This is a genomic window from Bradyrhizobium sp. USDA 4341, from assembly GCF_054063755.1.
In genome coordinates this window covers 254,778-280,150 of sequence record NZ_JBSSGO010000001.1, presented here as the reverse complement: position 1 = coordinate 280,150, position 25,373 = coordinate 254,778, and the positions used below count along the sequence as shown (strand labels likewise).

17 protein-coding genes are annotated in these 25,373 nt (G+C 60.3%); 5 read left to right on the top strand and 12 right to left on the bottom strand.

Annotation, left to right across the window (positions count from 1 at the left end; translation table 11 throughout):
• Window positions 1–186: 186 nt before the first annotated feature.
• The 10 genes from ACVIGB_RS01300 to ACVIGB_RS01255 form a co-directional block, all read right to left on the bottom strand.
• Window positions 187–1,830 carry an ABC transporter permease subunit gene (locus tag ACVIGB_RS01300; protein ID WP_456717456.1) on the bottom strand — a complete coding sequence of 548 codons (1,644 nt, stop codon included), beginning with the start codon at window positions 1,828–1,830 and terminating at the stop codon, window positions 187–189.
• Between the two features lie 97 nt (window positions 1,831–1,927).
• Entirely contained in the window at window positions 1,928–3,037 is a 1,110-nt protein-coding gene (locus ACVIGB_RS01295) for a polyamine ABC transporter substrate-binding protein (protein ID WP_456717457.1), read from the bottom strand.
• Window positions 3,027–4,112, bottom strand: a complete 1,086-nt coding sequence (locus ACVIGB_RS01290) for an ABC transporter ATP-binding protein (protein WP_456717458.1) — start codon at window positions 4,110–4,112, stop codon at window positions 3,027–3,029. Before ACVIGB_RS01290 ends, ACVIGB_RS01295 begins: the two co-directional genes overlap by 11 nt.
• Window positions 4,113–4,121: 9 nt before the next feature.
• Window positions 4,122–5,276, bottom strand: coding sequence for a M24 family metallopeptidase (locus tag ACVIGB_RS01285; RefSeq protein ID WP_456717459.1), 1,155 nt, complete (start codon window positions 5,274–5,276; stop codon window positions 4,122–4,124).
• A 358-nt stretch (window positions 5,277–5,634) separates the two neighbouring features.
• A complete protein-coding gene (locus ACVIGB_RS01280; RefSeq protein WP_456717460.1) occupies window positions 5,635–6,864 on the bottom strand; it encodes an SfnB family sulfur acquisition oxidoreductase in 1,230 nt (409 codons plus the stop codon).
• An 8-nt stretch (window positions 6,865–6,872) separates the two neighbouring features.
• A complete protein-coding gene (locus ACVIGB_RS01275) occupies window positions 6,873–7,760 on the bottom strand; it encodes an arginase family protein (RefSeq protein WP_456749107.1) in 888 nt (295 codons plus the stop codon).
• Between the two features lie 47 nt (window positions 7,761–7,807).
• The gene (locus tag ACVIGB_RS01270; RefSeq protein ID WP_456717462.1) at window positions 7,808–8,935 is read right to left on the bottom strand and encodes an ABC transporter substrate-binding protein; all 1,128 of its coding nucleotides are present in this window, start codon (window positions 8,933–8,935) and stop codon (window positions 7,808–7,810) included.
• 11 nt (window positions 8,936–8,946) lie between these two features.
• The gene (locus ACVIGB_RS01265; protein ID WP_456717463.1) at window positions 8,947–9,777 is read right to left on the bottom strand and encodes an ABC transporter permease; all 831 of its coding nucleotides are present in this window, start codon (window positions 9,775–9,777) and stop codon (window positions 8,947–8,949) included.
• The gene (locus tag ACVIGB_RS01260) at window positions 9,774–10,664 is read right to left on the bottom strand and encodes an ABC transporter permease (protein ID WP_456717464.1); all 891 of its coding nucleotides are present in this window, start codon (window positions 10,662–10,664) and stop codon (window positions 9,774–9,776) included. Before ACVIGB_RS01260 ends, ACVIGB_RS01265 begins: the two co-directional genes overlap by 4 nt.
• The gene (locus ACVIGB_RS01255) at window positions 10,661–11,965 is read right to left on the bottom strand and encodes an ABC transporter ATP-binding protein (protein WP_456717465.1); all 1,305 of its coding nucleotides are present in this window, start codon (window positions 11,963–11,965) and stop codon (window positions 10,661–10,663) included. Before ACVIGB_RS01255 ends, ACVIGB_RS01260 begins: the two co-directional genes overlap by 4 nt.
• 354 nt (window positions 11,966–12,319) lie before the next feature.
• On the opposite strand from ACVIGB_RS01255, the gene ACVIGB_RS01250 reads away from it, so the two are divergent.
• Window positions 12,320–13,102, top strand: a complete 783-nt coding sequence (locus ACVIGB_RS01250; protein WP_456717466.1) for an MBL fold metallo-hydrolase — start codon at window positions 12,320–12,322, stop codon at window positions 13,100–13,102.
• A 59-nt stretch (window positions 13,103–13,161) separates the two neighbouring features.
• On the opposite strand, the gene ACVIGB_RS01245 is transcribed toward ACVIGB_RS01250, so the two are convergent.
• A complete protein-coding gene (locus tag ACVIGB_RS01245; protein ID WP_456717467.1) occupies window positions 13,162–13,731 on the bottom strand; it encodes a TetR/AcrR family transcriptional regulator in 570 nt (189 codons plus the stop codon).
• 173 nt (window positions 13,732–13,904) lie between these two features.
• Complete coding sequence (locus tag ACVIGB_RS01240) at window positions 13,905–14,873, bottom strand: helix-turn-helix domain-containing protein (protein ID WP_456717468.1); 969 nt, start codon at window positions 14,871–14,873, stop codon at window positions 13,905–13,907.
• Between the two features lie 300 nt (window positions 14,874–15,173).
• On the opposite strand from ACVIGB_RS01240, the gene ACVIGB_RS01235 reads away from it, so the two are divergent.
• From ACVIGB_RS01235 to ACVIGB_RS01220, 4 genes are all read left to right on the top strand, one after another.
• On the top strand, window positions 15,174–16,664 hold the full coding sequence (locus ACVIGB_RS01235; RefSeq protein WP_456717469.1) for an MFS transporter: 1,491 nt from the start codon (window positions 15,174–15,176) through the stop codon (window positions 16,662–16,664).
• A gap of 669 nt (window positions 16,665–17,333) precedes the next feature.
• A complete protein-coding gene (locus tag ACVIGB_RS01230) occupies window positions 17,334–18,575 on the top strand; it encodes an aldehyde dehydrogenase family protein (protein WP_456717470.1) in 1,242 nt (413 codons plus the stop codon).
• A complete protein-coding gene (locus ACVIGB_RS01225; protein WP_456749072.1) occupies window positions 18,497–20,224 on the top strand; it encodes a thiamine pyrophosphate-binding protein in 1,728 nt (575 codons plus the stop codon). Before ACVIGB_RS01230 ends, ACVIGB_RS01225 begins: the two co-directional genes overlap by 79 nt.
• 21 nt (window positions 20,225–20,245) lie before the next feature.
• On the top strand, window positions 20,246–23,881 hold the full coding sequence (locus tag ACVIGB_RS01220; RefSeq protein ID WP_456749071.1) for a LodA/GoxA family CTQ-dependent oxidase: 3,636 nt from the start codon (window positions 20,246–20,248) through the stop codon (window positions 23,879–23,881).
• Window positions 23,882–25,373 lie beyond the last annotated feature (1,492 nt).

The following is a 25,373-nucleotide window of genomic DNA, read 5'->3' as shown; positions in this document are numbered from 1 at the left end:
GCGTGCAGACAAAGCCGCGTGCGAATGTCGAGCGTCGATGCAAACCACCGAGAAATCAACCCTACGAATTCCTGCCACAGTCAACTCGCCACCACTGTTGGGCTGAGGCATCCAACCTTCGCTCAGTCCTTCCTCGACGTTCCAGGGCGCGCATAGCGTCGGCACAAGCACTCGCGATAGGATCATTCAGAACTTTTCAATTGCGCCTTTGGATTTCCTCAGGAAGACCGCGAGCATGGATACCGTCAATAACACGGCCAATTGGAGAGCGCCGACTACGGCTGTCTTGGGGCTGATTTCCAGATGAATATCCTGCCACATCAACATTGCGAGTGGAGTTTTGGATGGCGAGCTCAAGAACATACTCAAGACGAGATCATCAAACCCGGCGAGGAAGGCGAAGAGGAAGGCGCTGGACAGGGCGGAAACGAGAAGTGGCAGCGTAACTGTCAAGAAGGCTGTCATCGGCGCGGCCCCTAAACCGACTGCCGCTCGCTCGACATCCATGTCGCTGTTTTGCAAGGCGGCCGTCATGATAATGACCACGTAGGGAAATCCGAGAACCGTAAAGCCGAGCCAGAAACCGGCGATTGTACCGTTGAGGTTCAATGCAGCAGTGAGGAAGAACAACCCGAGCCCAAGCACGATTTGGGGCAGGATCATCGGGACAATCGCGGCCAGCCACATGCCCCCGCGTGCGCGGAAGGCACCTCTAGTGAGAGAGACACTATAAGCTGTCCCCACCAGCGATGCCGTGGAAGCGGAAAGTGCGGCCATGCTGAAGCTGAAGAGGGCCGCGTCGCGCCAGCGTTGATCGGCGAGCAGTGACTTAAACCAGCGTATAGAAAGGCCCGGAGGTGGAAACATGAGATAGGGTGCATTGCTGAACGCGATCATGACGACGACGATCATCGGCGCCAGCAGGAACAGCAGGACCAAAACGAAGAGGATGAAGAGACAAGGGCTGGCGACAAAAGCCATTGCATCGCACAAAGTGAGCAGAGCTATCGCCGCGTGGTCGATACCCAATCGCCGATACCAGGCCCCGGGGCCGCCTCGCCCGGACCGCCATCGATCCTGCCCGACAGATCCCGGAGCGACAATGTTCCCGCGAAACAGGGCCAGGAACGCGGTCACCCCGAAAAACAGCATGCAAGCCAGGGCCGCTGCGAAGTCAAAATCCGCCAATGTCGAGACGCGGACTTCAATAGCCTGGGCCACCATGTAGTCGCCAGGGGCTCCAAGCATGGCTGGTGTGATGTAAAAGCCGAGGGCGCATAGAAAGACCATCGCACATCCGGCCGCCAGTCTCGGGAGCGAGAGCGGAAAAACGACCGTCCAAAAGACGGTCGCCGGGCCGCTGCCAAGGCTCTGCGCGGCCTTGATCAGCGCAGGATCAAATCTCCGAAAGGCGCCGTAGAGCGGCAGGATCATCATCGGCAGAAGGATGTGGACCATGCCGACATAACTGCCAAAGCTGCTAAAGACGAGCGGCAAGGGTTCGCGTGTCAGCCCGACGGCAATGAGGAGCCGGTTCGCAATGCCGGAGCTGCCGAGGATCACGATCCAGCTATAGGAACGGATCAGGATGCTGGTCAGATAGGGGATCGCTACCAGCATCATGATCGGAATGGCATAGCGGCGGATCCGGGTCGCTACGAAATAGGCATAGGGATATCCCAGCAACGCACAGAGCCCGGTGACGGAAAATGCCATCCATAGGGTCTTGAGGAAAATTCCCAACAAGACGGGCGTGCGAATGATCTCGGTGTAGGCCTGAATGCTCCAATGCCCCTGATGCCGCAGGCTGATCCAGACGACGATGGCCATCGGCGCGGCGTAGCCGACAATCAGAAGCGCAACTCCGGGAAAATAGAGAGCTATCCGTCCCGCCCGCCCGGATCGCCCATCAGAGAAATTGGTGATCTTAGCCTCCAGCGATCCAGCGCTCCCACTCAACGATGGCGCGTCGCAAGCCAGTTTCTCCCGTGGTATCCACCTCATTCCAGAAGGCGTAGTCCTGGACAATCTGTCGCTCCTTGAACTCGGGCGCCGTAGGCATCAACTCTGCCCGCTCCTTGGACAGGTGTTGGAACGCTCGAGCGTTGGTGGGTCCATAGGTGATAAGCTCCGAGAATCTCGCCTGAGGCTCCGGACGGCTCATATAGGCGATGTATTTCTGCGCATTCTCAACATTCAAGGCTCCCTTTGGAACGGCCCAGGCTGCCCATTGTAAAATGCCCTGATTCCAGCTCTTGCCGATCTTTGCTCCTTGATCATTCGCGCTGTCGATGCGTCCATTCCAGGCGCTTCCAACCGTTGCCTGTTGGTCGACCTGGAGCTGCACCGATTCGGCTCCGCTGGCCCACCATTTGACGACATTGCTTCGCAGATTGTCGAGGCTCCGAAACGCACGCTTCCAGTCCAGCGGATAGAGCTTTTCGGGTGGAACACCATCGGCCAGCAGCGCGATCTCATAGGTCGCGCCATCTGCGGCATTCGTCCCGGCGGCAAGTGTCCGCCTTCCGGGAAAATCTCGAGAATTCCATAGATCAGCCCAGCTCGATGGGGCCTTGCTTCCGTACTTCGCGGCTTCATATGCAATCAGCATCGAGTAGATCATTGCGGGCGCGTAGTTGTTCTCGGCAGCAATGACGTCATAGCCCTCTCGATCCTTGCTCGCCCAGAGATCGTAGTCGATGGGAAGCAGCAGTTTGTCCTTCTCGAAGTTGGCGATAGCGCCTCCGGAGAGCAGAGAGACGTCGTGCTTGGGAGCTCCTGCCAGGACTGCCGCCAACTGCACGCCGGACGCCACGCCTGGCTGATGAATGACCTTAATTCCGGTTTCCGCTTCAAAGGGTTCGGAGTAGGCCTTCAGTTGAGCTGCCCCCATGGACCCGCCGCCGTCATGGACGACCACTGAGCCGCTGCCTTTCAGTATTGACCCAGCAATGGCTGGTGCCGGAAAGGTGAACCGCGCACCACCCGCCAGCACCGCGCCGCCAAGCAATGTCCGTCGGGTGAGTTCAAGCGGCATGGGAGTTCTCCTGATTTGTGACGGGGGATTGGTCGAATAGACGAATGCTACCCGGACGGAAGCGCAGGACGGCCACGTCGCCCGGCCGCCAGGCACGCTCGCGAGCTGGCTGTTCGGCGATCAGCCGGTGTCCGGCCGCCTCCACCAGCACTGTTTGGGTCGATCCGCTGAAAGCTGTCTCGATGATGAAGCAGGCTTCGCCCCCCTCATGTTCGGGACAAAGCAGGACATCTTCCGGGCGAACCCCGGCCCTTGCACCTGTTCTCGGACTATCCGCCGCAAGCGCATGTGCGATCCCCGTCGCAAATCCGACGACGCGCAGGCTGGTGGTGGAGAGCGGCAGGAAGTTTGTGCGGCCGATGAAGTCAGCGACAAATGCATCGGCCGGGCGATGATAGAGAGCTGCCGGCGTACCCACCTGACGAAGTCGGCCTTGATCCAGCAGCGCGATGCGATCTGCCATCGACATCGCCTCTTCCTGATCATGGGTAACGAGAATAACGGTGGTGCCGAGCTCTTTCTGAAGCAGCTTGAGCTCGAGTTGCATGTGCTGCCGCAGTTTCCTGTCCAACGCACTCATCGGCTCATCCATCAGAAGCACCGTCGGATTGGAGATCGTCGCCCGCGCGATCGCGACGCGCTGCTGCTGGCCGCCGGACAGTTCGCCAATCGATCGCGCGCCAAGGCCGGTCAGTTTGACAAGATCGAGCGCCGTCGCGACCCGCTGCCGGATCTCCTGGTCCGAACAACCCCGCCGCCGCAACGAATAGGCAAGATTCTCCGCGACGGTAAGGTGGGGGAACAGCGCATAGCGTTGAAACACCATACCGATGCCGCGTCGGTGGGCTGGCACACGGTCGATGGCCTGTCCGCCGATCAGGATCTGGCCGCGGTCTGCAAATTCGAAGCCGGCGATCGTCATGAGGGCGGTCGACTTCCCCGATCCGCTCGGACCAAGAACTGCGAGAAATTCGCCAGCTTGTACGGTGAGGGACAGATCATCGAGCGCAACAGTCGGGCCATAGCTCTTACTCAGCGATCGCACCTCGACGCTTTGCCCCTTGACCGTGCTCATATCGGTTTCTCACCTCACGAGGGGAAGGGAGTGATCGAGGGCCGAAAGACGCTCGGGTGCTTCATCCGTTACGATGAAGGTCTCCCCGAGGCTCATCGCGAGACGAGCTTCGCTGTCGAGAAGGATCATGTGCAGGAAGATCACCATTCCAGGCGCGATGGACACTGGATTGCCTGTATAGGCCATCGGCCACTCCATCCACGTTGGTGGATAGGACGTTCCGAGGCTATAGCCGCATGCGTTGAGTCTCGCATGCCAAAAACCGTGGCGATCGAGCACCTCGGCGTGAGCATCGAACAAATCACCGAAGGTAAATCCACGCATCAGCCGCTGCTGGCAGGCGGCGAGCGCCTCGACCGCCGCAGCATGCATGCGATGTTGCGTCGCGCTCGCCTGCCCGACCAACGCGGTTCGCATGAGGACTACATGGTAGTGACGATAGGCTGCGGCGAACTCTACCGTCACCTGGTCGATCTCGCCGATCGTCCCTTTACCGGTGAAATAGCGGCACTGCAGAGCGTTTTCGCCGGCCCCGCAGACGAAACGTCCAGCTGCCGGATCGCCTCCCGCCTTGAGGACCGTGCCGTATAGTTCCGCCAGGATATCGGACTCGGAATTTCCCGGCACGCATTTGGCCAGTCCGTTTCGCCACGCCTGATCCGCAATGCGGCCTGCCTCGCGAACATAGACAAGCTCGGCGGGAGACTTGATGAGGCGCAGGGCCGAGATCAGCTCCGACGCATCCTCCAATTTGGCATCCTCGGCAAATGCCGCGTCCACCAGCTTGCCGCGCTGTGCATTGAGCGTCGTGGCGCCATATTCGACACCGATCCGGCTGCCGACTTTGAAGCGATCACGGATCGCACCAAATAACGTCTCTGCGGGGTTCGCTCCATGCTGGTCGACCCAGAGGCGGACATCGTCGACTGTCGAAGTCAGCCGTGCCTGCCGAGTGTCCGCGGAACGCGTCAGCAACACCATGTCGCCGCTAACGCCGAACCAAAGACACTGAAACTGCGAGTATCCGGATGTGTCATAGCCGGTGAGCCAATACATGCTTTCCTGTCGAAATATCAAAAGGCCCGACAGGCCAAGCCGGATCAATTCATTTTGCAGCCGCTGCTGTCGCCCCTCAAATTCAGAGCGCGTGAAGTGAAGCGCCATTGGATCCCCGCATCATGTCCGCCATTTTGCACTCCCTTCAATGATTCGATCGTTGCCTACTCGATTTCCGGCGTCCGAATGCGTCAACACCGCTCAGAAGCCGTCATATCGATGGTATTTTGGCTGGATCGAAATTGACTAGGAGTACGAATGACAATTGTCGTGAAAATCATGCCAAGCGTCGCCGCTTCGTTATTCCCTTTGGTCGGTCGTATCCCTCACCCCTTCCCGTCGTAAGATCTTCGACGCCCCGGCCACGCATGGCAGCTGCATGACTCGCGCATCGGAGTTCTCGCAAAGTTTGCGAATGGTAGTTCGTGGTCGTCAGGTCTGCTCAACGCATCGTGTCTCCGCATTCTCAAGCCCAGTTGTGAAGGGGCGGATTTCGTTCGTTCAGAACATAGTTGCCGATCAAATGATACTTCCACCGCACGGGGTCATGCAGCGTATGCGTGCGGGCGTTGCGCCAGTGCCGATCGAGGTTGAGGCTTGTGCGAGCGCTGCTCGCGCCACCAAACTCGAACAGCTTTGATGAGGCGAACAGCGCCGTATCGTTTGCCAGCACTTTCGCCTCGGCGACCGCGATAGAGGTGCGCGCAACATCCGCCTCGTCATGATGGTCCCGCACCGCATCCAGGATGCGGGCGGCCCTTTCAACCATCGCTCCGGCGGAGTGCACCCGGATTTGGAGATCACCGAGCGAGGCGATCGTATGGGGGTCATCCTGTGGACGTTCCACTCCGCTATCGATCCAGGGACGCGACGCTCCGCGCGCAAGCCGCACCGCCTCCGCAAAGGAGGCCCGCGCAATTCCGAGGTCGATGGCGGCATGCAAGAGCTGCGCGAAAGGACCGCTCAAGCTCGGCTTAGAAAAGGATTTGTGGCGCTCGACGACATGCGCGGGATTGACCTCAACGTCATTGGCAATGACCGTGCCGCTTGCCGACGTTCGTTGCCCGAATCCGTTCCAGTCGTCGACGACCGATAACCCGACAGCATCGCGCGCCACATAGGCATAAACGACGTTGCCATCATCGTCGACGCCGGAGACGGGTATCCAGTCTGCGAACAGCGCGTTGGTGCAATAGACCTTGTGGGCGCTCAGTCTCAGGCCTTTGGCCGTTCGACTGATGCGGCCGCGGATGTCCTGCACATCCCTTCCGCCGGCTTCGGCGAACGCATTGCCGATCACTTTACCGCTCAGCACTTCAGCAAAGAAGAAACGCTTCTGTTCCTCAGTGCCGATGCGATGCAGGTTCTCGAGCAACAGATAATTGTTCTGCGGAAGCTGCCCAATCGACGGATCGGCCTCCGAAATCGTCGCCACGACCTCGATGATGGTCTCGAACGAAACCCCGGCGCCGCCGAACTCGGGTCGGATGCCGATACCCCACAATCCGCTTTGTGCGAATTGCCTGACTTCCTCGTGCGGCAGGCGGCGCTGACTGTCCCGCTCGGACGCACCGGCGGCCAACGCCGGGGCAAGCTCTCGCGCCACCGCAAGCGCTTCCTCGGACGTCCGAATCACACGAGCGGCAGTGTGCGAGGACCCGCGATCCAAGTGCGTGATGGGGGTCGCTACATTCATGGCGATCGCTACCTTTCAGATGCCTTGTGCGACGTGGCTAGGCCGATGAGAAACTCGAGGATGATCCGAGCGCAGAGAAATGCGGCGAGACCCGCGGCATCGTGGGGTGGGCTGACGCAGTTGATGTCGATCGCAACGATGTTGAGCCGGCGCAGCGATCGTGCGACCTGCAGACCCTCCCGTGCTGTGACGCCCTCCCAGCTCGGGGTGATGACGCCGGGCGCCACCGACGGATCGAAGAAATCCATATCCCAGCAAACATAGACGGGACGATCGGCGAGCCGGTGGCTCACTTCGTCGAACACCGTCGCAATGCCGCGATCCAGGAGCTGCGCGATAGTGACTAGCTGATAGCCAAGCTGGCGAGCGTGCGCATAGAGACCCTTCGAGGAGACCGGACCGCGCAGCCCGATATGGAACGATGCGGACGGGTCAAGCAGCCGTGCCTCGACGGCCCGATGGAAGGCCGCCGGTCCGATATTTCCAGTTAGCGGGTAAGCATCCGTGTGTGCATCCAGATGCACGACCGCGAGCTCCGGATAGCGGCGTGACACCGCGTGGAGCAGAGGCAGTGTGACACTGCCGTCCCCTCCGATCATCACTGGAACCGCATTTGTGTTGACGAGGGTGCCTGCGAAATCGGCGATGGCGCGCTGAGAGGCGTCGAGATCGCCGTGCTGCACGCGCGCGTCCCCGACGTCGACCAGTCCGAGCGCCGCCAGGACGTCGCAATCGCTGTCGGGATCCACCGCGCGCAACTGGATCGACTGTTCACGCACGCTTCGCGGTCCAAGCCGCGAGCCCAGGCGCGAGGCATGTTGGCCGGCATCAAACGGAACTCCGCCGATGATGGCTCGGGATTGCGGCGGTACGTGGGCCACAAAGGGCGCGCCCATGAAGGTGAGCGGAGCCGCAGCGTGAATTGGAGCGTCGTCAGCCATGCTCATGACGCAAGCATGTCGAGGTATCGGTTCTGAACCTCGAAATAGTTTCGAGCGTACCATTCGGTATCGACCGCCACCTGACGCGCGAGGTTTTCAGGTGAGCCTGGGTTTTGCGCCTGCAATTCGTCTGGAACGAGCTTGTTAGCGGCCGGATTGATCGGTCCCCAACCCAGCCTAGTGAGAAGCGTCACCTGAAGCGCCGGATCTTGCGATAGCGCCACCCATCGCCAGGCATCCTTGGCGTTCTTCGTTCCCTTCAGAACGTTCCAGGCGGCGATCAGGAGAATGCCCTCATTGAAGTGATAATTGACCCGTCCCTTCGTGTCCTCCTTCACGCCCTGCGCACGCGTATTCCAGAGGCTACCGATCGATACCTCGCCCGATCGGAGCAACTGCTGGGCTTCCGACGTATTGCTGTAGAAGATCGTGTCCTTCTTGATCGCACGCACCTTCTCCAGGGCCCGATCGACATCCAGCGGGTAGAGCTTGTCCCGTTCAACGCCGTCCGCCAGCAGGGCCGACTCCAGAACACCCTCGACATTGTTGCGCAACGCGCGCTTTCCCTTGAAATTCTGCGTGTCCCAGACATCCTTCCACGTTCGCGGCGGCGTCACACCAAAGCGCGCGGTATCGTAAGTGATGACGAACGAGAAGAAGTATGAGCCGACACCCCATTCGGTCCGGAACTGGCTTGGCACCGCGTTGAGGTCGACAATTGATTCATCGACTTTTTCCAGCAGGCCTTGCCGGCCGAGTTCCAGCGCGGACAGGAGATTTCGGTCGGCCACGTCCCATGCAACATTGCTCGACTCGACCATTGCCTTGATCTTTCCGGGCGTGGGACCCGTCGTGTCGAATGCGACACGGCTGCCCGGATAACGTTTGATGAACTCCGCCGCGAGGACGTCGCGCTGGGCGGGCAGCGCGTCGCCACCCCAATTGGCAACGACAAGCTCGTTCTGCTGCGCATTCGCGGAAGGTGAGAAAGCCAGCGAGCCTGTACCGACGCCCAGCGCCGACAAGAGCTGAAGGAAGTGGCGGCGATGGACGGTCTTGCCTTGCGTCGCCGCCCGGAGCGACCGCTCGAGGTGCTGCATATAATCGGCATCTTGCGAAAAATCAGGCATGACATCTCCTTTCAATTCAAGCGATCCTCTTGGAAGCCGGCAACAACAAGAGGGCGGGCGTCGCGTAAGGACAGGGCTGCAAGCGCCAGCAATGTTGCGGCCAACGCCAGAGTGCCAAGCGCCGCAACGATGGGATCGAGATTCAGGAAGAGGCTCTGCCAGATTTGCTTCGGCAAAGTGTTCACGTTGCGGCTCGTGATGAATAGCGTCACAACGATCTCGTCCCAGGAGGTAACCAGCGCGAGCACAAAGCCCGCCGCAATGCCGTAGCGAATCTGCGGCAACAGCGCCTTCAGGAGCGCTTGTACCGGCGAGGCCCCAAAGCTGCGAGCGAGTTGCAGCGTTGCCGGATGCACCGAGGACAACGCGGCGGAAATCGAGAGTATGGCAAACGGTAGTCCCTTGATCGCGTGAACGAGTATGGTTCCCGTGAAGCTGTCGAACAGCCCCAGCATCGACAAGGCGCGATGGTAGGCAACGGCATGAACAATCCCGGGCACAATTAACGGTCCGAGCATCAATATCCTCAGGAGACGAACCGCGCGGCCCTGTCGCTGCCATGCACCGAGGCAGAACGCGAGACCGAGCAGGACGGCAAGACTTGCAGCCGGAAACGCGATTCCGACGCTATGCAGCAGGCTATCACGCCAGGTCGGATCGCCGAACAGGCGCTGATAGTGCAGCGTGGACAAGCCATTGTGCGGCACCGACAGGAAGCGGGTGTCGCTGAACGACATCGGTACGATCGCAATCAACGGCAGCACGAGGAATGTTGTCACCAGAAGAGAGATGTAGCGCGCGGGCCCGAATGGAACCGCGATCATGGGTGAACGCGTGCTCATGTCTTCGGCTTGGCCGTGACCAGGTCGAGCAGGTAGCTAAACCGCCATACCAGCCCGCCTGTGACGAGGAGGAGCAATGTGCTCAGAGTCGTCGCGATATCCCAGCGCAGTGTTTCCGTCACCTGGACGGATATGAATTCCGCCACCATGACGGTCTTGCCACCGCCCAGAATGGCGGGGGTCAAATAGAAGCCCAGCGACATGATCGAGATAATGAACGCCGCGGCTGCCAGGCCGGGTCGCGATAGTGGCAAGAAGACGCGAACGAAAGTCTGGAGGCGGTTTGCACCCAGCGACCGCGCCACCTGCGGCAGAGTTCCTTCGATCTGCGCCATCTGGGCGTAGATCGGCAGGATTGCGTAAGGCAACATGTAGTGCACCATGCCCAGAACGACGCCGAACGTATTGCGCACCAGCGACAAGGGGTGCTCCAGCCAGCCCCAGTGCAACAGGATGCTGTTCGCGATTCCCCCAGGCGCAAGCAAGGCTATCCACGCGTAGTTTCGGACAAGCACGGAAATCCATAACGGCAGCAGCACACTGGCGAGCATGAGTTTTCGAGCTGCCGGACTGGCCTGCACCAACCCGTAAGCGGTCACGTATGCCAGGAGCAGCGTAACGCCCACAGTCAGGCAACTGATCCAAAGAGTGTTTGCGACGACCGAGCGAACCGTTGGGTTCAAAAGCACAGCCAGGTAATTGCCAAATCCTGGCTTCGGCACCAGAACGCTCAGGCCAACCACTCCCGCCAACGGAACGAGGTAAGACGCGACGAGCACAAAGGCGGAGCCAGCCAGCATCCGATCTTGCACGGACGGAGGGCGAACCGATATGACCGGAAGGCAGGAGCGTGGCACCCCTCTTTTTACCGTCAGCGCAGGGCTCATGCCGCCAGCTCCGACGCGACCGCGGAGAGCTGGGACGAGGTCGCATCGCTGTTCGGCATACACCAAAGTCGTTCGGCGTCGAAGGTTAGCCAGACCTCTTCGCCGGGCGCTATCGGCGGTGCGGCAGCAGGCAACGTGACCGTCAAGGTGTCGTCGCCTACGGCGACGACAACGTCGGTCGAGGCACCCAGAAAACTTCGGCTGATGGCTTTGCCGCGAATCCGGACGTCGGAATGCAATCCTCCGCCACGAACGACCTCAAGGGTGATGTGTTCGGGACGAACCGCAAGGACGCAGGGACCCGCAGTCTGCGGAACAGCTCCGGGCCTCGCCGCAATGCTATAGCCCTGCCAGCGAAGGTGGAGCCAGCCGTCGGCCCCGCTGAGCGCGATCGCGTTGAGCAGATTATTCTTGCCGAGAAAGCTCGCGACGAAGCGGCTTGCTGGGCGGTCGTAGATCGCGCGGGGCGAACCAACCTGTTCGGCCCGGCCTCGATTCAACACGACGATGCGGTCGGACAGGGCGAGCGCTTCCTGCTGGTCGTGCGTGACATGGATGAAAGTTGTACCAACCTGCCGATGAAGCCGAACAAGTTCCGCCTGCAAGTCACGCCGCAAGGACGCGTCAAGCGCGCTCATCGGCTCGTCCAGCAACAACAGATCCGGCTCGAAGGAAAGTGCCCGTGCCAACGCGACGCGCTGTTGCTGCCCGCCGGAAAGTTGCATGGGGAGGCGGTTGCCCAAGCCTTCAATTTGCAGGAGCTCCATCACCTTTTGAACACGGCTGTCGATGCGTGTTCTGGGGGTACGGCGCACACGCAATGGGAAGGCGATGTTTTCGTAGGCCGTCAAATGAGGAAAAAGGCCGTAACCTTGTGGCACAACGCCGAACCGGCGCGTCTCCGGCGGGAGATGCGTGATGTCATCCCCATCCAGGTAGACGCAGCCGCGATCGGGCGCGGTGAAACCAGCGAGCACCGCAAGCAACGTCGACTTGCCGGACCCGGATGGTCCCAGCAATGTCAAGAATTCTCCGCGAGCAACCTCGAGAGAAAAAGATTCCAATGCATTCAGCTCGCCGTAGCGCTTGCAGATGCCATCGAGCTCCAGAAAAGTCGATGACATCACGGTTCGCTGGCCTTCGTGCGTTGGTCCGGCCGAAAGGATGATCCAGGCGACATTCTTGTTATCTCGAAATGAATCCAAAAGCTGGTCCAAGAGGCGATGATGTTGTCGACGATGCGCAATGTCGAGTGCTGCCGGGAAAAAGCGATAAACCCACCATGCAAACGGCGCCGACACGCGTTCTGTTTTGCGTTCGATCCGTTCTTAGAAACGCCGTTGCGCGTCGATGTCCCCAATGCATGCTGTGCTGAGCCAGCCTGATGCGACTCTTCTGTCAAAGGAAAGCTGCTCCTGCGGGCGCGTGCGCACGCACCCGGTCGTTACGTGCCGCCCGCTGTGGTGACGTCGCATTGTGATCGTCCAAACCGGAATGGCATGATGTTCCCGATAACTGTCATCCTTGCCACTGGCCAACGCGCGTGCGCACGCTAACGATCGTCGATTAGTGCAGGCGCGCCCAAGGTCTTTCCAGTCGATCCTGGCACCGCCCGAGCAGCAACCTCGAAATCGATCTCAAAAAGGAGTACATCGATGAAACTGAGGCTTTTGCGTAATGCCACCCTAAAACTGGAGGTAGCCGGCCGCAGGATCTTGATCGATCCGTTCTTCGCGCCGAAGCACAGTCGGCCAGCCTTGGCAGGGCGCTCGCGCAATCCGCTGGTGGACCTTCCAACCAGCACCGACGAGATTCTCGACGGCGTTGAGCTTGTCATCGTCTCCCATCTACACTCGGATCATTTCGATTCCGTTGCTCAGTCGCTGGTGCCAAAGCAACTGCCGCTGATCAGCCAGCCGGGCGATGAGGACAAGATCCGCGCCTTCGGCTTCGAGAATGTGACGCCACTGACCGACACCATCGATTGGCAAGGCATCAGGCTAACGCGGCGCGACGGACGGCACGGTTTTGGCGCCGTCGTCGAGAAGATGGGCCCCGTGATCGGCTTCAGCATCGAAGCTCCGCGCGAACCGACGCTCTACTGGTCGGGCGACACAGTGTTGTATCCGCCCGTCGAAGCGACAATACGCGACACCCGTCCCGACATCATTGTGATCCATCCATGTGGGGCTCTGTGGGAGGGCGTGCCGATCGCCATGGACGCCGAGCAGGCTGTTGCGGTGTGTAACGCCGCGCCTGAAGCTATTGTCGTTGCGACTCATCTTGATTCGCTGGATCATGCAACGGTCGGTCGCGCCGATTTGCGGCAGCACGCGCTCGCTCGCGGAGTATCTGCCGCGCAGCTCCGTATCCCCGACGACGGGCAGACCCTGGAGTTCGGTCGCGCCATCGCGGCACAGCATGCCGCAGCGAGGTAACCAGGAGCCTGCAACCGCGCCGATAATCTCGGATCGTGCTGCAGGCAGCCCGCCGCACTTCAAACCGCTGTGAGAAGCTCGTGCGCTTTGAGCGAGGGCTCAAATGCTTCCCATGCCTTGATGGCTGCGTCGCGTTTACCGCACACATAGGCCATCGCGGTAGCTCCTTCCACAAGAAGCATGATGCGGGTTGCCAACCGTTTGGAAGACTCAATCCCCTGGTCGGCCAGGACAGACGCGAAATATCGTTCCATGTCACGCTTATAACGTAGCACCACACGACGGACTGCGGAATCTCCGTCGTGAATTTCGCCCGCAACGTTGTTGAACACGCAACCTTCAAAATTGGCACGACGAAACCATTGATCATGCCAAAGGAATATCGCCCTCACCTTGCCGCGCGGGGAGCGGCTCTTGTCAACAAATGCCTTCAGGGACTGCATGGAGCGTCGTGCGCACTCCTCGAGTGCCTCGACGACCAGCGACTCCTTGGATCCAAACTGATTGTACATCGTCATCTTCGTGACGCCGGATTCCACGATGATGCGCTCGATACCGATGGCTTGAATGCCTTCGAGCTCAAACAGGCGGATAGCCGTCTCTAGGACTTTTTGTCTCTTTGAGCGCATCAGACAAGAACGGATTGGTTTCGCTAACTCAAGACTAGAGCAAGAATGCGCCAGACACCATAGTAGGCTTGGTGCGTTGCCGAGCGCCGTTGTTAGGGTGTGGGGGCGCCTTCAGAAGATGGCGGGCCCCGCTCCAACGAGACGTTCTCAATGCTACGCCACCCTCGCGGTCACTAGCTGCGGCGCTTTTCCGGAAACGTCTTCTGAAAGCAGGCCCGATACCGCATCGGGCTCGTCGCCAGATGGGCGCGGAAATGGTGACGCAGCGTATCGACCGAGCCGAACCCCGACATCTCGGCAACCTGTTCGATTGAGGCCCGAGTATCCTCGAGCAGCATCTTCGCATGGTTCATCCGCTCGAGCGTGATCCACTCTCCCGGCATGGTGCCTGTTGCATCCACGAACCGTCGGATGAAAGTCCGGCGCGACATGCGCGCCCGCTCCGCCAGCCGCTCGATCGCCAGGTCTTCTTCGAGATTCTGCTTGATCCAGCCCAGGAGATCACCCATGGCGTTACGCCCCGGCCGCGTGCGGCGCGGAATGTACTGGGCCTGGCCTCCTTCGCGATGCGCCGGAACGACCAATCGGCGCGCCACGTCGTTGGCGACCCGGGTCCCGAAATCACGTTCGACGATGTGAATACAAAGATCCAATCCGGCAGCGCGGCCCGCCGAACTCAGGATATCCCCATCGTCAACGTATAGTACGCGGGAGTCGACTTCAATATCCGGATACTTCCGCTTGAGCGCCTCGGCCTGAGCCCAATGCACCGCCGCACGACGCCCCGACAACAGGCCCGTCGCCGCCAGCACGAACACACCCGCACAGATCGTCGCAATCCTGGTGCCGCGGGCATGCGCCGCCCTCAGGCGCTGAAGAATGTTACGCGGCGGCAGTGCGTCGATATCCTGCCATCCCGGCACGATCACGGTTTCTGCATCGTTCAGCGCATCCAGCCCTCTGCTGGCCTTGATTTGAACGCGGCACGAACTCGTTGTCGCTCCGCGTTTTTGATCGCCGCAGACCGCAACGTCGTACCAGCCGGGCCCCATGTTGGGCAGGCCAAACACCTCCATGGCGATCCCCAGCTCGAAGGTGTTGACCCCGTCATAGGTCAGAATGGCGATCTTCGGAGCGTTCATGACAGCTTACCATGAGCGGTTGGCACGATTTTCATCATAATCGGCATTTGTGCCAGTGGTCAATCGAGCAACGCCGCGTCAGGATCATCAGCAAATATGTTGCTCGGCGTTGATCGCGTGTCGTGCGCATGGCGCTGCGACGCGGCGCGCGTTCACGCGCGACCAATGCTCGGCGCCGCGCTTAACGCTAGCCGGCGAACGGTCAGATTCGGCATGCATCGGGCGTCGAGCGCAATCGAAAGTATTCGCAGACGTCATACGAACAGCAATCTGACGAAACCGCAGCCAAGGGAGCTCCTAATGAAACTCGCGTCGTCTGCCGACCAGAATGCAGCCCAGGGAAAGCTCGTCGACATTGGGCTTGTCCGCGTCTCTAGCGAGCCGGCACGTGATCGCTGGTACGCGCTGGCGGTGCTGGTGTCGGGGATATTCATGACGACCCTCGACCTGTTCATCGTCAATATCGCTCTGGAGCGCATCCGGCAGAATCTGCATGCGAGTCCCGCCGATCTGCAATTGGTGATGGTCGCCTACAGCGCCGCCTATGGCGTGTTTCTCATGAACTGCGCACGCCTCGGCGATCTGTACGGCCGAAAGCGGCTGTTTCTGATCGGAACAGGCGTCTTCACCGTCGCATCGGCCCTGTGCGGCGTGGCACCATCAGCAGCATTCCTCGTCGCGGCGAGAGTTCTGCAAGGCATAGGCGCAGCGCTCCTGATGCCTCAGATCCTGGCAACCATCCGTGTGTTGTTCGAAGGCGAAGCGCGGCCAAAAGCCTTTAGCATCATGGGCATCGTCCAGGGCCTGGCTTCGCCTATCGCGCAGATTGGCGGAGGCCTGCTCGTTACCTATGACCTGTTCGGCCTTGGTTGGCGCCTCGTCTTCTTGATCAACGTGCCGGTCGGTCTGGTGATGCTCCTGCTCGGCTCAATGTGGATCATCGAAACCCGGGTCCCGGTTCCCGCTCGATTGGACGTCAAGGGGGCGATCATCCTTGCCTCGGGTCTGCTGATCCTGTTCGTTCCGTTCCTCGAAGGCCAGGATCACGGCTGGCCGTGGTGGTCGATCGTTCTCCCCCTCAGTTCGGTGGCCGTCTTCTATCTGTTTGCACGCTTCGAGGCCGCACTCGTGCGCCGGGGCCAAGTTCCAATCTTCGATATCACCATGCTCTCCAATCACCGCCTGCTTGCCGGCGTGATCGGCGTATTCTTGTTCTTCGCCTCCATCAGCTCGTTTTTCCTGTCGCTGACGCTGCTTCTGCAAGCGGGCCTCGGCTACAGCCCGCTTGTCGCCGGGCTGATTTTCACTCCTACCGCGCTGGCGTTCATCACCGCCGCGCGTCTAAGTCCCGCTATCGTGCGGCGTCTGGGGGGCCGATCCCTGCTGCTCGGCGTCGGCGCCTTCTTCATCGGTCTCACTCTGTCCGTACTCGTCGCCTTCATCGTTCCGGCTAGCGCGCCGCTAATGGTGGCTTCATTGGTCTTCAATGGCTTCGGCCAGGGCCTGACTATCCCGCTTGCCCTCAACGCCAATCTTTCCACAGTTCCCGAAGCGCAGGCCGGCATGGCCTCCGGTATGGTCGGCACAATGCAGACATTGGGAGCAGCATTTGGCGTAGCGATCGTCGGCGTAGCCTTCTTCGCCAATTTGCCAGAACCGCTCGCGCTCACGGTGGAGACCAGGAGCTATCACTACGGACACGCGCTGGGTACCGCGACTTATTTCAACTTGCTCGCAACAGCGCTGAGCGCGCTTTGCTTTTTCTATCTCACCCGCACAAAGAAGGCCTGAGCGCGGACCACGGCACGCGCGCAGGAGAGGTTCTATTCATAACGCGCGATGTGAGGCGCGCGTTATGAATGTGACAATTAGCGGATGAAGTTGTGTCACTCGCTCTTATCGCGCGCCCTGCTTCACGACCAAGCAGCAACGTGCTCCGCCCGACTGGGATCTCCTCGCCGCCCAAACGCGCGAGCGACAAGAACATTCATGCTGTTGCGGCATGGTGTCGCAGCATTAGATGCGTCGCGAAGCACGGCACGATTGAAACGTCATTACATTCTCTCGTTGATTGAGTATCGCGCCTTGACTCCGGGCATCGCCGCTATAGAAGTAGACTGACCGGTCGATATAGATCACTCCAAACGGCAGAACCGGATCGCAACCAGATTTCTTATCAACGAATCGAAGCAAGCCCGTTCCGATAACGGATGAGCTGACGGCGTCGTGCTTTGGCCGCCGCCCGATGCGCCATGTAACGATAGGGTGCCGATGCAAATTGGTTGGCTCGAACGATCCAAGCCACACCCGCGGTGCGCAACGCGCAACGCCGGTCGGTTAGGCTGGCAGCATCCATCACCACAGATGATCGATGAAATCTCGTGCCACGTCGCGCGCCAGCACCGGACATCTGTCGAGAACCACGTTTGACTCCCCCGGAAACAGCGAAAGGGACTATCCATGAATCGTCTCAATGACGCCTTCCCTACGATCGACAATGTCGCGACCGCGCCTCCGATTCTCGAGGCAGACCGGCTGGAAGCGATTGACAGGCTTCGGGACTATCTGCGTTCCGAACGCGCCGCGGTCCTGGACATCCTCACCGAGACGGCAACGTTCCAGGCGGCTGAAGCCGAGATCCAGGCGTCCGAACGTGCGTTGTCGGGCGCGGCCGATGAAGTAATCAACAATCGCCCAAAGACGCTGAATCATCTCGCCGCCTTCATGCCGTCCAATGTTCTGCTCTACTCCTACGTCCTATATGCTGTCGTTCCATCACTCTACATTCGCAAGATCTCGCTGCGGCCGTCGAGCTATGTGAAAGAGCCGATGGAGCGGCTGCATCGCCTGCTCGCCCCGCAGCACCGATTGCCGATCGAGGTTGCGAGCTACGAGCAGAAGGTCTTCGTCGAACAGGTCGCGCGGGACGCGGATGTCGTGGTGTTTACCGGAACCTTCGGCAATTCGGAGAAGCTGCGAAAATCGCTGCCGCGCGAGCAGCTCTTTGTCTTCTTCGGGCAAGGAGTGAACCCATTCATCGTTGGCCCCTTGGCGGATTTCGACAAGGCGATCAGTGACCTCATCCAAGTCCGGCTCTTCAACTCGGGGCAGGACTGCATGGGTCCTGACGCGATTTTCGTGCCGAGAACCCACAGCGCCCTCTTTCTTGAAAGACTTCGATTAGCCCTGGAGAAGCTGAAATTCGGATCGCGCAAACATGCCGATGCCGATTACGGGCCGCTGTTCTACGGTTCGGCGCTGGACGAAATCTCCAAATATCTTTTGGAAAACGAGCAGCGGATCGTGCATGGCGGCGCTGTGAGATACTCCACACGGCACGTGGAGCCCACGGTTATCTTTAGTTCGCTGCACAATCGCGCCGATATCGTCGAGTTTTTCGGGCCGATCTTCAATGTCATCGCCTACGACACTCCCGAGGACCTCGTCCGCGAGCTGTCACTCGACATCTATACTGAACGCGCGCTGGGCGCGAGTGTCTACGCCGTGCCGGAGATAGAGGACTTCCTGCGCAAGCGGCACATGGTGTCCGTCAACTGCACGCTTTTCGACATTGAAGACGGTAACACGCCGTTCGGCGGCTATGGCCGAATGGCGAATTACGCATGGCGCAACGGCGACCTTCGTATCGAGCCAATTCTATTGTCGCGAACCATCGCCCGCATGGTGGGGCAACGGCAATGAGTCAAGCGTTGTCGGCGTGGACAGAGGTCGCCCGGTTCATCGAAGCTTCCGGCACCAAAGCCGTGTTCGGAATTCCGGGCGACGACCTGAGCATCCTGAAGGCACTGGAGGGGCGCAACATCACCTTCGTCGTCGCCAAGGACCAGCGCAATGCAATGTTCATGACGACCGGCTATGCGCTAGCTTCACGCAAGCTGGGCATCTGCATCGTGGGCAAAGGACCGGCGGTCACCAATACGCTCACAGGCGTGCTGGAAAGCCGCGCCTCGTGCGCGCCCGTGGTGCTGATCGCCGTCGGCACGGCACGCCATCGCCTCGGCGCGCGCGCGTTCCAGGAATTCGACCAGACCGCTGTGATTCGACCGCTGGTGAAGTGGGCGTACCGGGTCGAGCATCCGAGCCAGTTGCCGTGGGCTATCCAGCGCGCGGCCTTCCTTGCCACAAATGATAGCCCGGGGCCGACCTATATCGAAATCCCGGAAGACCTCGCCGACGTCACGGCAACGGGTATCGCTTACGATCCGCCGGTCCGACATCATCCCTATCTGTCCGCCTCGGCTGCCGCGGAGGTCCAGAAGTTCATCAGGCGACTGGCGCGGCCGATCTTCCTGCTGGGTGGCGGCGCGCTCGATGGAAGCAGGACGGTCGGTTACGAAGAGTTGGCGGCCAGAGTTGGCGCTGCGGTGTTCACCACCGCATCTGGCCGCGGCGCGGCCAACGAGGGCCATCCGTTGTTCTGCGGCCTGGCCGGCCTCTATACGGCAAAACCCCTGCGCGAGTTGTGGGAGCAGTGCGACGGCCTGGTGAGCTTCGGCAGCCGCCTGGAGGAGACAGCCACGCTGCTTTTGGATTCCAAGCGCCTTCATGGGCGCGTCCTACAGATCAACATTAGCAGTGAGGAGATGTCGACAGCGTACTCCGGGCCGAAGATTGTCGCCTCATGCGACGGCATCACCGATCGGCTGTCGCACGATGACGATTTGAGCAGCCGGCCGGCGTGGTTGGACCAAATTCGGCGCAGCAAAGCCATTAGCTTCGAGACACGAACTGCCTCCCTCGAAGAAGCCAGGCAAACCGACGCTATCTCGCTGTCGGCGCTGATGGAGCAACTCGAAGCCGCGCTGCCGCGCGACAGCATTCTGGTGCAAGAGAACGGCCTCCTCGACATGTGGTCGTATTTCTATCCCTCCTTCACGCTCGGCGCCGACCAGCGATCCATTGTCCCGAGCGAACAGACCAGCCTGGGCTTCGGCGTCGCCGCGGCGATCGGCGCAAAGGCCGCCAGGCCCGATCGGCCGGTCGTTGCGCTGGTGGGGGACGGGGCCTTCAATATCGCCCGCGCCGACCTGTTCACGTCGATCGATTACGGCCTGCCGGTCACCTACGTCGTGCTCAACAACCAGGGCTTCGGCTGGCTTGAGTATCAATGGCGCAAGCATGGCTTTGAGAGCACGCGGTTCGCTCTCGAGAGCAGCTTTGCCACGATCGTGAGGGGCGTTGCGCATCTGCCCGTCGAGAATATCGGGAACTTTCGCGGTCAATTCGCCGCGGCACTCGAGCGCAACAGCCAAGGGCAGACCGCGATCGTAGACGTGCGCGTGACCAGCCTCCAGCCCGCGCCGGGCGTCGAGGATTTTGAAAGCACCTAGCGCAAACCGAGGAGCAACGATATGGCAAGGACAGCGAGCACCAGCTACCCGTTCTCCGAGGTCCATAGCTGTCGGATTCATCCGGGCATCGGAATCGCGCGGGTCGGCAACAGCCCGGACAGCTTCTACGTAGCCGCGGACACGCCGGAGGGCGCCAAGAATGCGCCGGCCGGCGGCTACAAGGATTCGAGCGGGCGCGTCCGGCGGCAGGCTGCTCTTTTCCGGCTCTATGGCTACGACAAGGATGGCAACAATCTCGGCGAACTGCCCCTGAAGCCCGCTGGCGACGAACCCGCCGTCGAAGTCGAATGGAGCGCCCATCTCGTCAACAAGAAGGGCGCCTCGCATCGGTTTCAGGACGGCCTTACCAGCAACGCGCCGCCGCGGCTGCGCAACAGCAACGGCGCTTCCCATCACTATCCCGACACGCGCACCCCCGACGATCGCACCGAGCTGATCATCGACCCCGGTGTGCGGACCATCGCGTCCTCGGGTGCATCCGACGATCGACGGTTCGATACCGGTGCCTTTCTCGGCGTGCCGGTTTACCTCGGCGAACTCCAGGTGGACGAAGCTGGACATTTGCTCGTGCTTGGCGGCCTCGGGCGGGCCGAATCGACGATCCCCGACAATCCGATCGGCGCCGACACGCGAAGCACCGACTACTGGGCTAATAACGATTACTGGTACGACGACGTCTCGGATGGCCCGGTGTCGGCGGCCGTCACCCTCCCCGACGGACGCCAGATCGACGTATCAGATCCCAAGGATGCGGCATGGGTGGTGGTGGGGCCACCGAACTATGCGCCGTCGATCGATGCGCTGGTTACGCTCTACGATGTCGCAGAGGAGATCGCCATCGACGCCGGATGGCTGACGGAGAGCACCGAGGTCGACAATGGGCGTCTTCAGTCCCTGCTGTCCCGCATGGACAATATCGCCTGGGTGAACAATGACGCCCGGAGGGGCCATAAATTCGCGTTCGCGCAGTGTCAGTCCGGCGCAGAGCGCGCGCGCATTTTCGCGATGCTGCGCAATCCGACGGCAGAAGGCAGCGCCGCCATCAAGCAGGCCACCGCGCGCTATATGCCGCCGCTCTACGGCGACCGAGGGCCAGGCCAGCCCGGCGTTCCCGCTAGCTGGTTCTCCTTGCTGCCGCGGCAGTATCGCCTGCTTGAAAAATGGAAGCAGGCGACGGCCGCTACTGCGGAAGCAGCGGGTCAACCGCTACAAGCGCCGGCAAGCCGGACGTCGGACGAGCGTGTGAGTGAGTTACAGCGCGTCGTACTGAACCAGGCAGTGGGCGGCCCTTTCGCACCGGGGGTTGAGGTCGGCCAGCGGGCGAAGGACCCCGCCACCTATGTCGATGCCTTTCGGATCAACCGCGGTTCGATCAAGGCCGGTGATTTGACGTCGAGCCTGAGCGTGCCCTGGCAGGCCGGGCTCTATCTGCGGCGTGGAAACTGGTGGCCGTCGGCGCGGCCCGACGACGTCATTCCCCAGGACGTATTCGACGAGGTCAATGCATTGTGGTCGCCGGGAGGCAAAAGCGTCCGCGAAGGCCTCGAAGGGCGTGTGAAGTGGGACCGGGGCCTGGGTGTCAGCACGCTGTTGCGTCGGCCCTGGCAGAATCCCGCGGCGACGCGCGATGATCCGCGAGACTCGGCGCGGCGCGGCGCCGACGACATGGTACGCTATTGGCACGAACTCGGCTTCGTACGGCGGATCCGCGCCGCCAGCGGCGAGGACGTCCATGTCGAGACCGAGCGCCTGCCATACGCGGGCATGGACATCCGCTATCTCTTCCACACGCTGCTCAATCTGGAGCGTCACCGCGGTTGCCTCGGCAAGGCGCAAGAGTATGTGGAGAGTGTCTTGCAAGCGGCGCGTGACGTGCAGAAATTGCCAAGTGCGTTCAATTTCATGAACAACATCAGGCCGTTCCGGTACTCGGAGGACGTCTTCGAAGCGCGCATGAAGGACATTTATGACGACTGCATGGAGTTCGGCCTGACCGAGAACGGCAGGCCCTACAACGCTGCAAACGAGGAGCACAACCCCTACTTCTCCACCCGGGAGAACGTCATTGAGCGAGTCAAGCAGCTTACACCCTTCAATTTCCTCGATGGCGCCTGGCTGCGCAACGTGCACCGCATGGGTCCGATGGACGAGGTGAATGCGACCCTGTTCTCGATCTTCAACGAAGAACTCGGCGACGGCGAGGTCTCGCAGAACCACGCAAACGTGTACCGCGACCTCTGCCATTCCTTCGGCTTCTATCCATCGCCCGTTGCGAGCACCGCGTTCGCCTCTGACCCGCAGTTCCTGGATGCCGCCTTTGAGAGCGCCACATTTCAACTTGGAATCTCGGAGTTTCCGAGCCTGTACTATCCCGAGATCATTGGCATGACGCTCTGGCTGGAGTGGACGGCCCTGGAATTGCACCGAGCTGCTTCGATCCTCGAGAATGTCGGCCTCAGCGCCAAATTCCACCGTCTCCATATCGCCATCGACAATGCCGAGGACGGACATGCGGGACAGATCCTGCGAGCGGTCAAGATCTATCTCCACAACGTCATGCTGCATGGCGGAGAGGAGGCGGTGCAAGCGCAATGGTCCCGTATCTGGGATGGCTACGTTGCTTACGCTCTCACCTTCGCCATCCTCATGCAGCAGATCATCCATATTCTGAGAGAGCCGCGTACGGTCGAGGATCAGTTGCTCCAGTTGATCAGCACGAAGAAGCTATACGGACAATATAACCACGGCACCAAGAAACTCGGTGGCGTGCCGATCAACCAGTCCTTCAACGATCCGAAAGCGTTCCTCGATGGCCTGATCGAACATGGCTATATCGTGCCTGGTGATCCCGATGGAAGCCGCTTCTTCAAACTGCTCGAGTTCGAGGGCGCCATGTTCCGCGTTTTCACCGAGGCGGAGATCAAGCTATGGCGCGACTGGGTGCAGGATGAAGCACCATCGTTCAAGCAGCGAGACCGCCTGAAGCCCAAATCCCTGGATGAACGTCGCCTCGATGAGGCGTGCCGAACCAAGTTCAACTTCGTGAACCAGATCGCCGGCGAGCAGCTTGGGAGCCTGCGGCAGACCGCGTCGCCGCGGCGGGTGTTTCTCTGGCTTGACGCGATCGACAAGGCGCATCGCGCAGGAAACGGAGTTGGCGCCTCGCCCCTCAACGAGACCGACCAAGCCGGCGCAGTCATCAGGAAGTATGATAACTGGCTTGCCTGGACGATGGTGCGCTCAGTCTATCACATGACCACCCAGCTACGTGTCACCGATCGACTATCCACGCAGGACGATCTCGTGAGGGGCCTATTGGACATTCGGAACGCGTCCGACTTTTCGGAGGCCGCGGGACGTTTTTTACACTCTCTCAAAGAGAAGCTCGCTAATTCGGTGAATGGCGAAGTGCTGTCACAGCTGGAAGCCAGTCCGTTCGGTCAACTATTCGACGCAATTCCCCCGGCTTGCGATGGCAACACCATTCGGACGTTATTGTCGGCCTGGATCGGACAGGGCATGCCACTACCGAACGTCGCGGACAAGAACCCAAAAGCGCTACGGCTGGAAGCGACCGTCGAGGAGGAGGAGTTTCATCCAACAGGTATCGCTCTCGGATATGGTGCAGTTCATTAGGGCGTCGCGGGCTCATGGCGGCCTTGATAGCCGCTATCAATCTGCTGGGTGGACAGATAAGGGCGCGTTCTCAGCTTTGCGCGGTGATGGCTTGGGGTCGTAAGCATGCGGTTTGGGCGCTTGCCATCCATGTCACAATGTCCCAGGAGACCCGGCGGCAGCGAAGGTTGACCTATGGCGCCCCTATCAGGGATGTTGTCTGGCGACGTGGCGGTGCAATCGCGGCCGTGCAACTCTTCGAAGATCCGGGTCAGCGTCAGCTGTTCACGAGCCGGTTTAGCCGCCAGCGGCGGACCGTTAAGTTCTACAGCGCACCGCTACGCCTGCCGGCGCGATCTCCAAACATCCCAATCCCAACGGACCACGAAGGCAACGGCTCGGCGACGTGACGGCCGTTTCGTTGGCCCGGCCAAAGGAACCGCGCCCGCCAGCCTCGCGTTGCTCAACGACGGTGAGCCAATTTGGGCATCTCCTCTTTGCAATTCGGGATTGCTCCGACCAAGCTGCAACCGTCGTCGACGAGTGGTGCCGTCTCAGCGACGGGTAGCGCGGTCGCCCGTGTAGCTTGATGATTTCGTCCTATGGAAACGATCCCAGCGACTATAAAAACGGTGCATATGGCGGCGAAAACAATGTACAGCGGGTGTTGTCTTGCGGTCTTTTCGGCAGTGGTTTGTTGGGCAGCGGCCACTTCTCGCGCACGGATGGCGGGCCCAAGTACCTGGATCGACCCGCTCCATCCGATACGCAATTCCAAAATAGAGTAGATAAAAGAAAGTCCCGAAAAACGTCGTGAACAGCAATCAAAATAGGATCACCTTCTGATTGTTGTTCATCCATCCCCACATGACAACCCTCGCAATAGAGCAATGTCGCGCCTGAAGCCGGATCTTACTCAAAAATCCGTTGAGGCCGGCGAAATTGGGTCGCTAAAGTTGACTCGATTACGGCCCGGACAAAGTCCGCCAATAGACTCCGGGCGGATTGGAGCCGAGAATTTCGTTCCACGCGCGGGATCCTTGGCAAGTGTGCGTAACGCATTAAGGTTGGCAACATGTATGGTTGACGGCCCCTGCACTTGTAACCCGGTAAGCTGGGTTGGAATAAAGAAGCTTTCGAGTCTGAAGGACGGACCAGGTCGACATTTTTCACCGTCCTCCTGACATTCGCGCGACCGTATCCCACCCCACTTCAGGTGTGTGCCCTGCGCGAGCCGGCGAGAGTCTGTGAAATTCGCGAACACTCACTGGGGCAGCTAAAGCCATCCGATATGATTCCGTCTCAGCTCGTCAATTCGATCAGGTGTCGATTTCGCGTGATACCCCATCCAGCCTATATCGTTCCGGAGCCAATCGGATGAGGGAAATCCATCAATTGTGCCGCGCTCGCTCATGGTTAGTCGGGTTAGCCAAGCGACGATCCGTGAGACGACCGACCGGCGAGATCTTTCGGGCGTTTCATCGAAGCAAGCGCCGCTGCTCGCGACTCCAAG

Excerpts from the sequence above, each read along its gene's own strand:
- ACVIGB_RS01300 (WP_456717456.1), bottom strand. The coding sequence starts at position 1,830 with ATGGCCATCGTCGTCTGGATCAGCCTGCGGCATCAGGGGCATTGGAGC.
- ACVIGB_RS01295 (WP_456717457.1), bottom strand. The coding sequence starts at position 3,037 with ATGCCGCTTGAACTCACCCGACGGACATTGCTTGGCGGCGCGGTGCTG.
- ACVIGB_RS01290 (WP_456717458.1), bottom strand. The coding sequence starts at position 4,112 with ATGAGCACGGTCAAGGGGCAAAGCGTCGAGGTGCGATCGCTGAGTAAG.
- ACVIGB_RS01285 (WP_456717459.1), bottom strand. The coding sequence starts at position 5,276 with ATGGCGCTTCACTTCACGCGCTCTGAATTTGAGGGGCGACAGCAGCGG.
- ACVIGB_RS01280 (WP_456717460.1), bottom strand. The coding sequence starts at position 6,864 with ATGAATGTAGCGACCCCCATCACGCACTTGGATCGCGGGTCCTCGCAC.
- ACVIGB_RS01275 (WP_456749107.1), bottom strand. The coding sequence starts at position 7,760 with ATGGGCGCGCCCTTTGTGGCCCACGTACCGCCGCAATCCCGAGCCATC.
- ACVIGB_RS01270 (WP_456717462.1), bottom strand. The coding sequence starts at position 8,935 with ATGCCTGATTTTTCGCAAGATGCCGATTATATGCAGCACCTCGAGCGG.
- ACVIGB_RS01265 (WP_456717463.1), bottom strand. The coding sequence starts at position 9,777 with ATGAGCACGCGTTCACCCATGATCGCGGTTCCATTCGGGCCCGCGCGC.
- ACVIGB_RS01260 (WP_456717464.1), bottom strand. The coding sequence starts at position 10,664 with ATGAGCCCTGCGCTGACGGTAAAAAGAGGGGTGCCACGCTCCTGCCTT.
- ACVIGB_RS01250 (WP_456717466.1), top strand. The coding sequence starts at position 12,320 with ATGAAACTGAGGCTTTTGCGTAATGCCACCCTAAAACTGGAGGTAGCC.
- ACVIGB_RS01245 (WP_456717467.1), bottom strand. The coding sequence starts at position 13,731 with ATGCGCTCAAAGAGACAAAAAGTCCTAGAGACGGCTATCCGCCTGTTT.
- ACVIGB_RS01240 (WP_456717468.1), bottom strand. The coding sequence starts at position 14,873 with ATGAACGCTCCGAAGATCGCCATTCTGACCTATGACGGGGTCAACACC.
- ACVIGB_RS01235 (WP_456717469.1), top strand. The coding sequence starts at position 15,174 with ATGAAACTCGCGTCGTCTGCCGACCAGAATGCAGCCCAGGGAAAGCTC.
- ACVIGB_RS01230 (WP_456717470.1), top strand. The coding sequence starts at position 17,334 with ATGAATCGTCTCAATGACGCCTTCCCTACGATCGACAATGTCGCGACC.
- ACVIGB_RS01225 (WP_456749072.1), top strand. The coding sequence starts at position 18,497 with ATGGCGCAACGGCGACCTTCGTATCGAGCCAATTCTATTGTCGCGAAC.
- ACVIGB_RS01220 (WP_456749071.1), top strand. The coding sequence starts at position 20,246 with ATGGCAAGGACAGCGAGCACCAGCTACCCGTTCTCCGAGGTCCATAGC.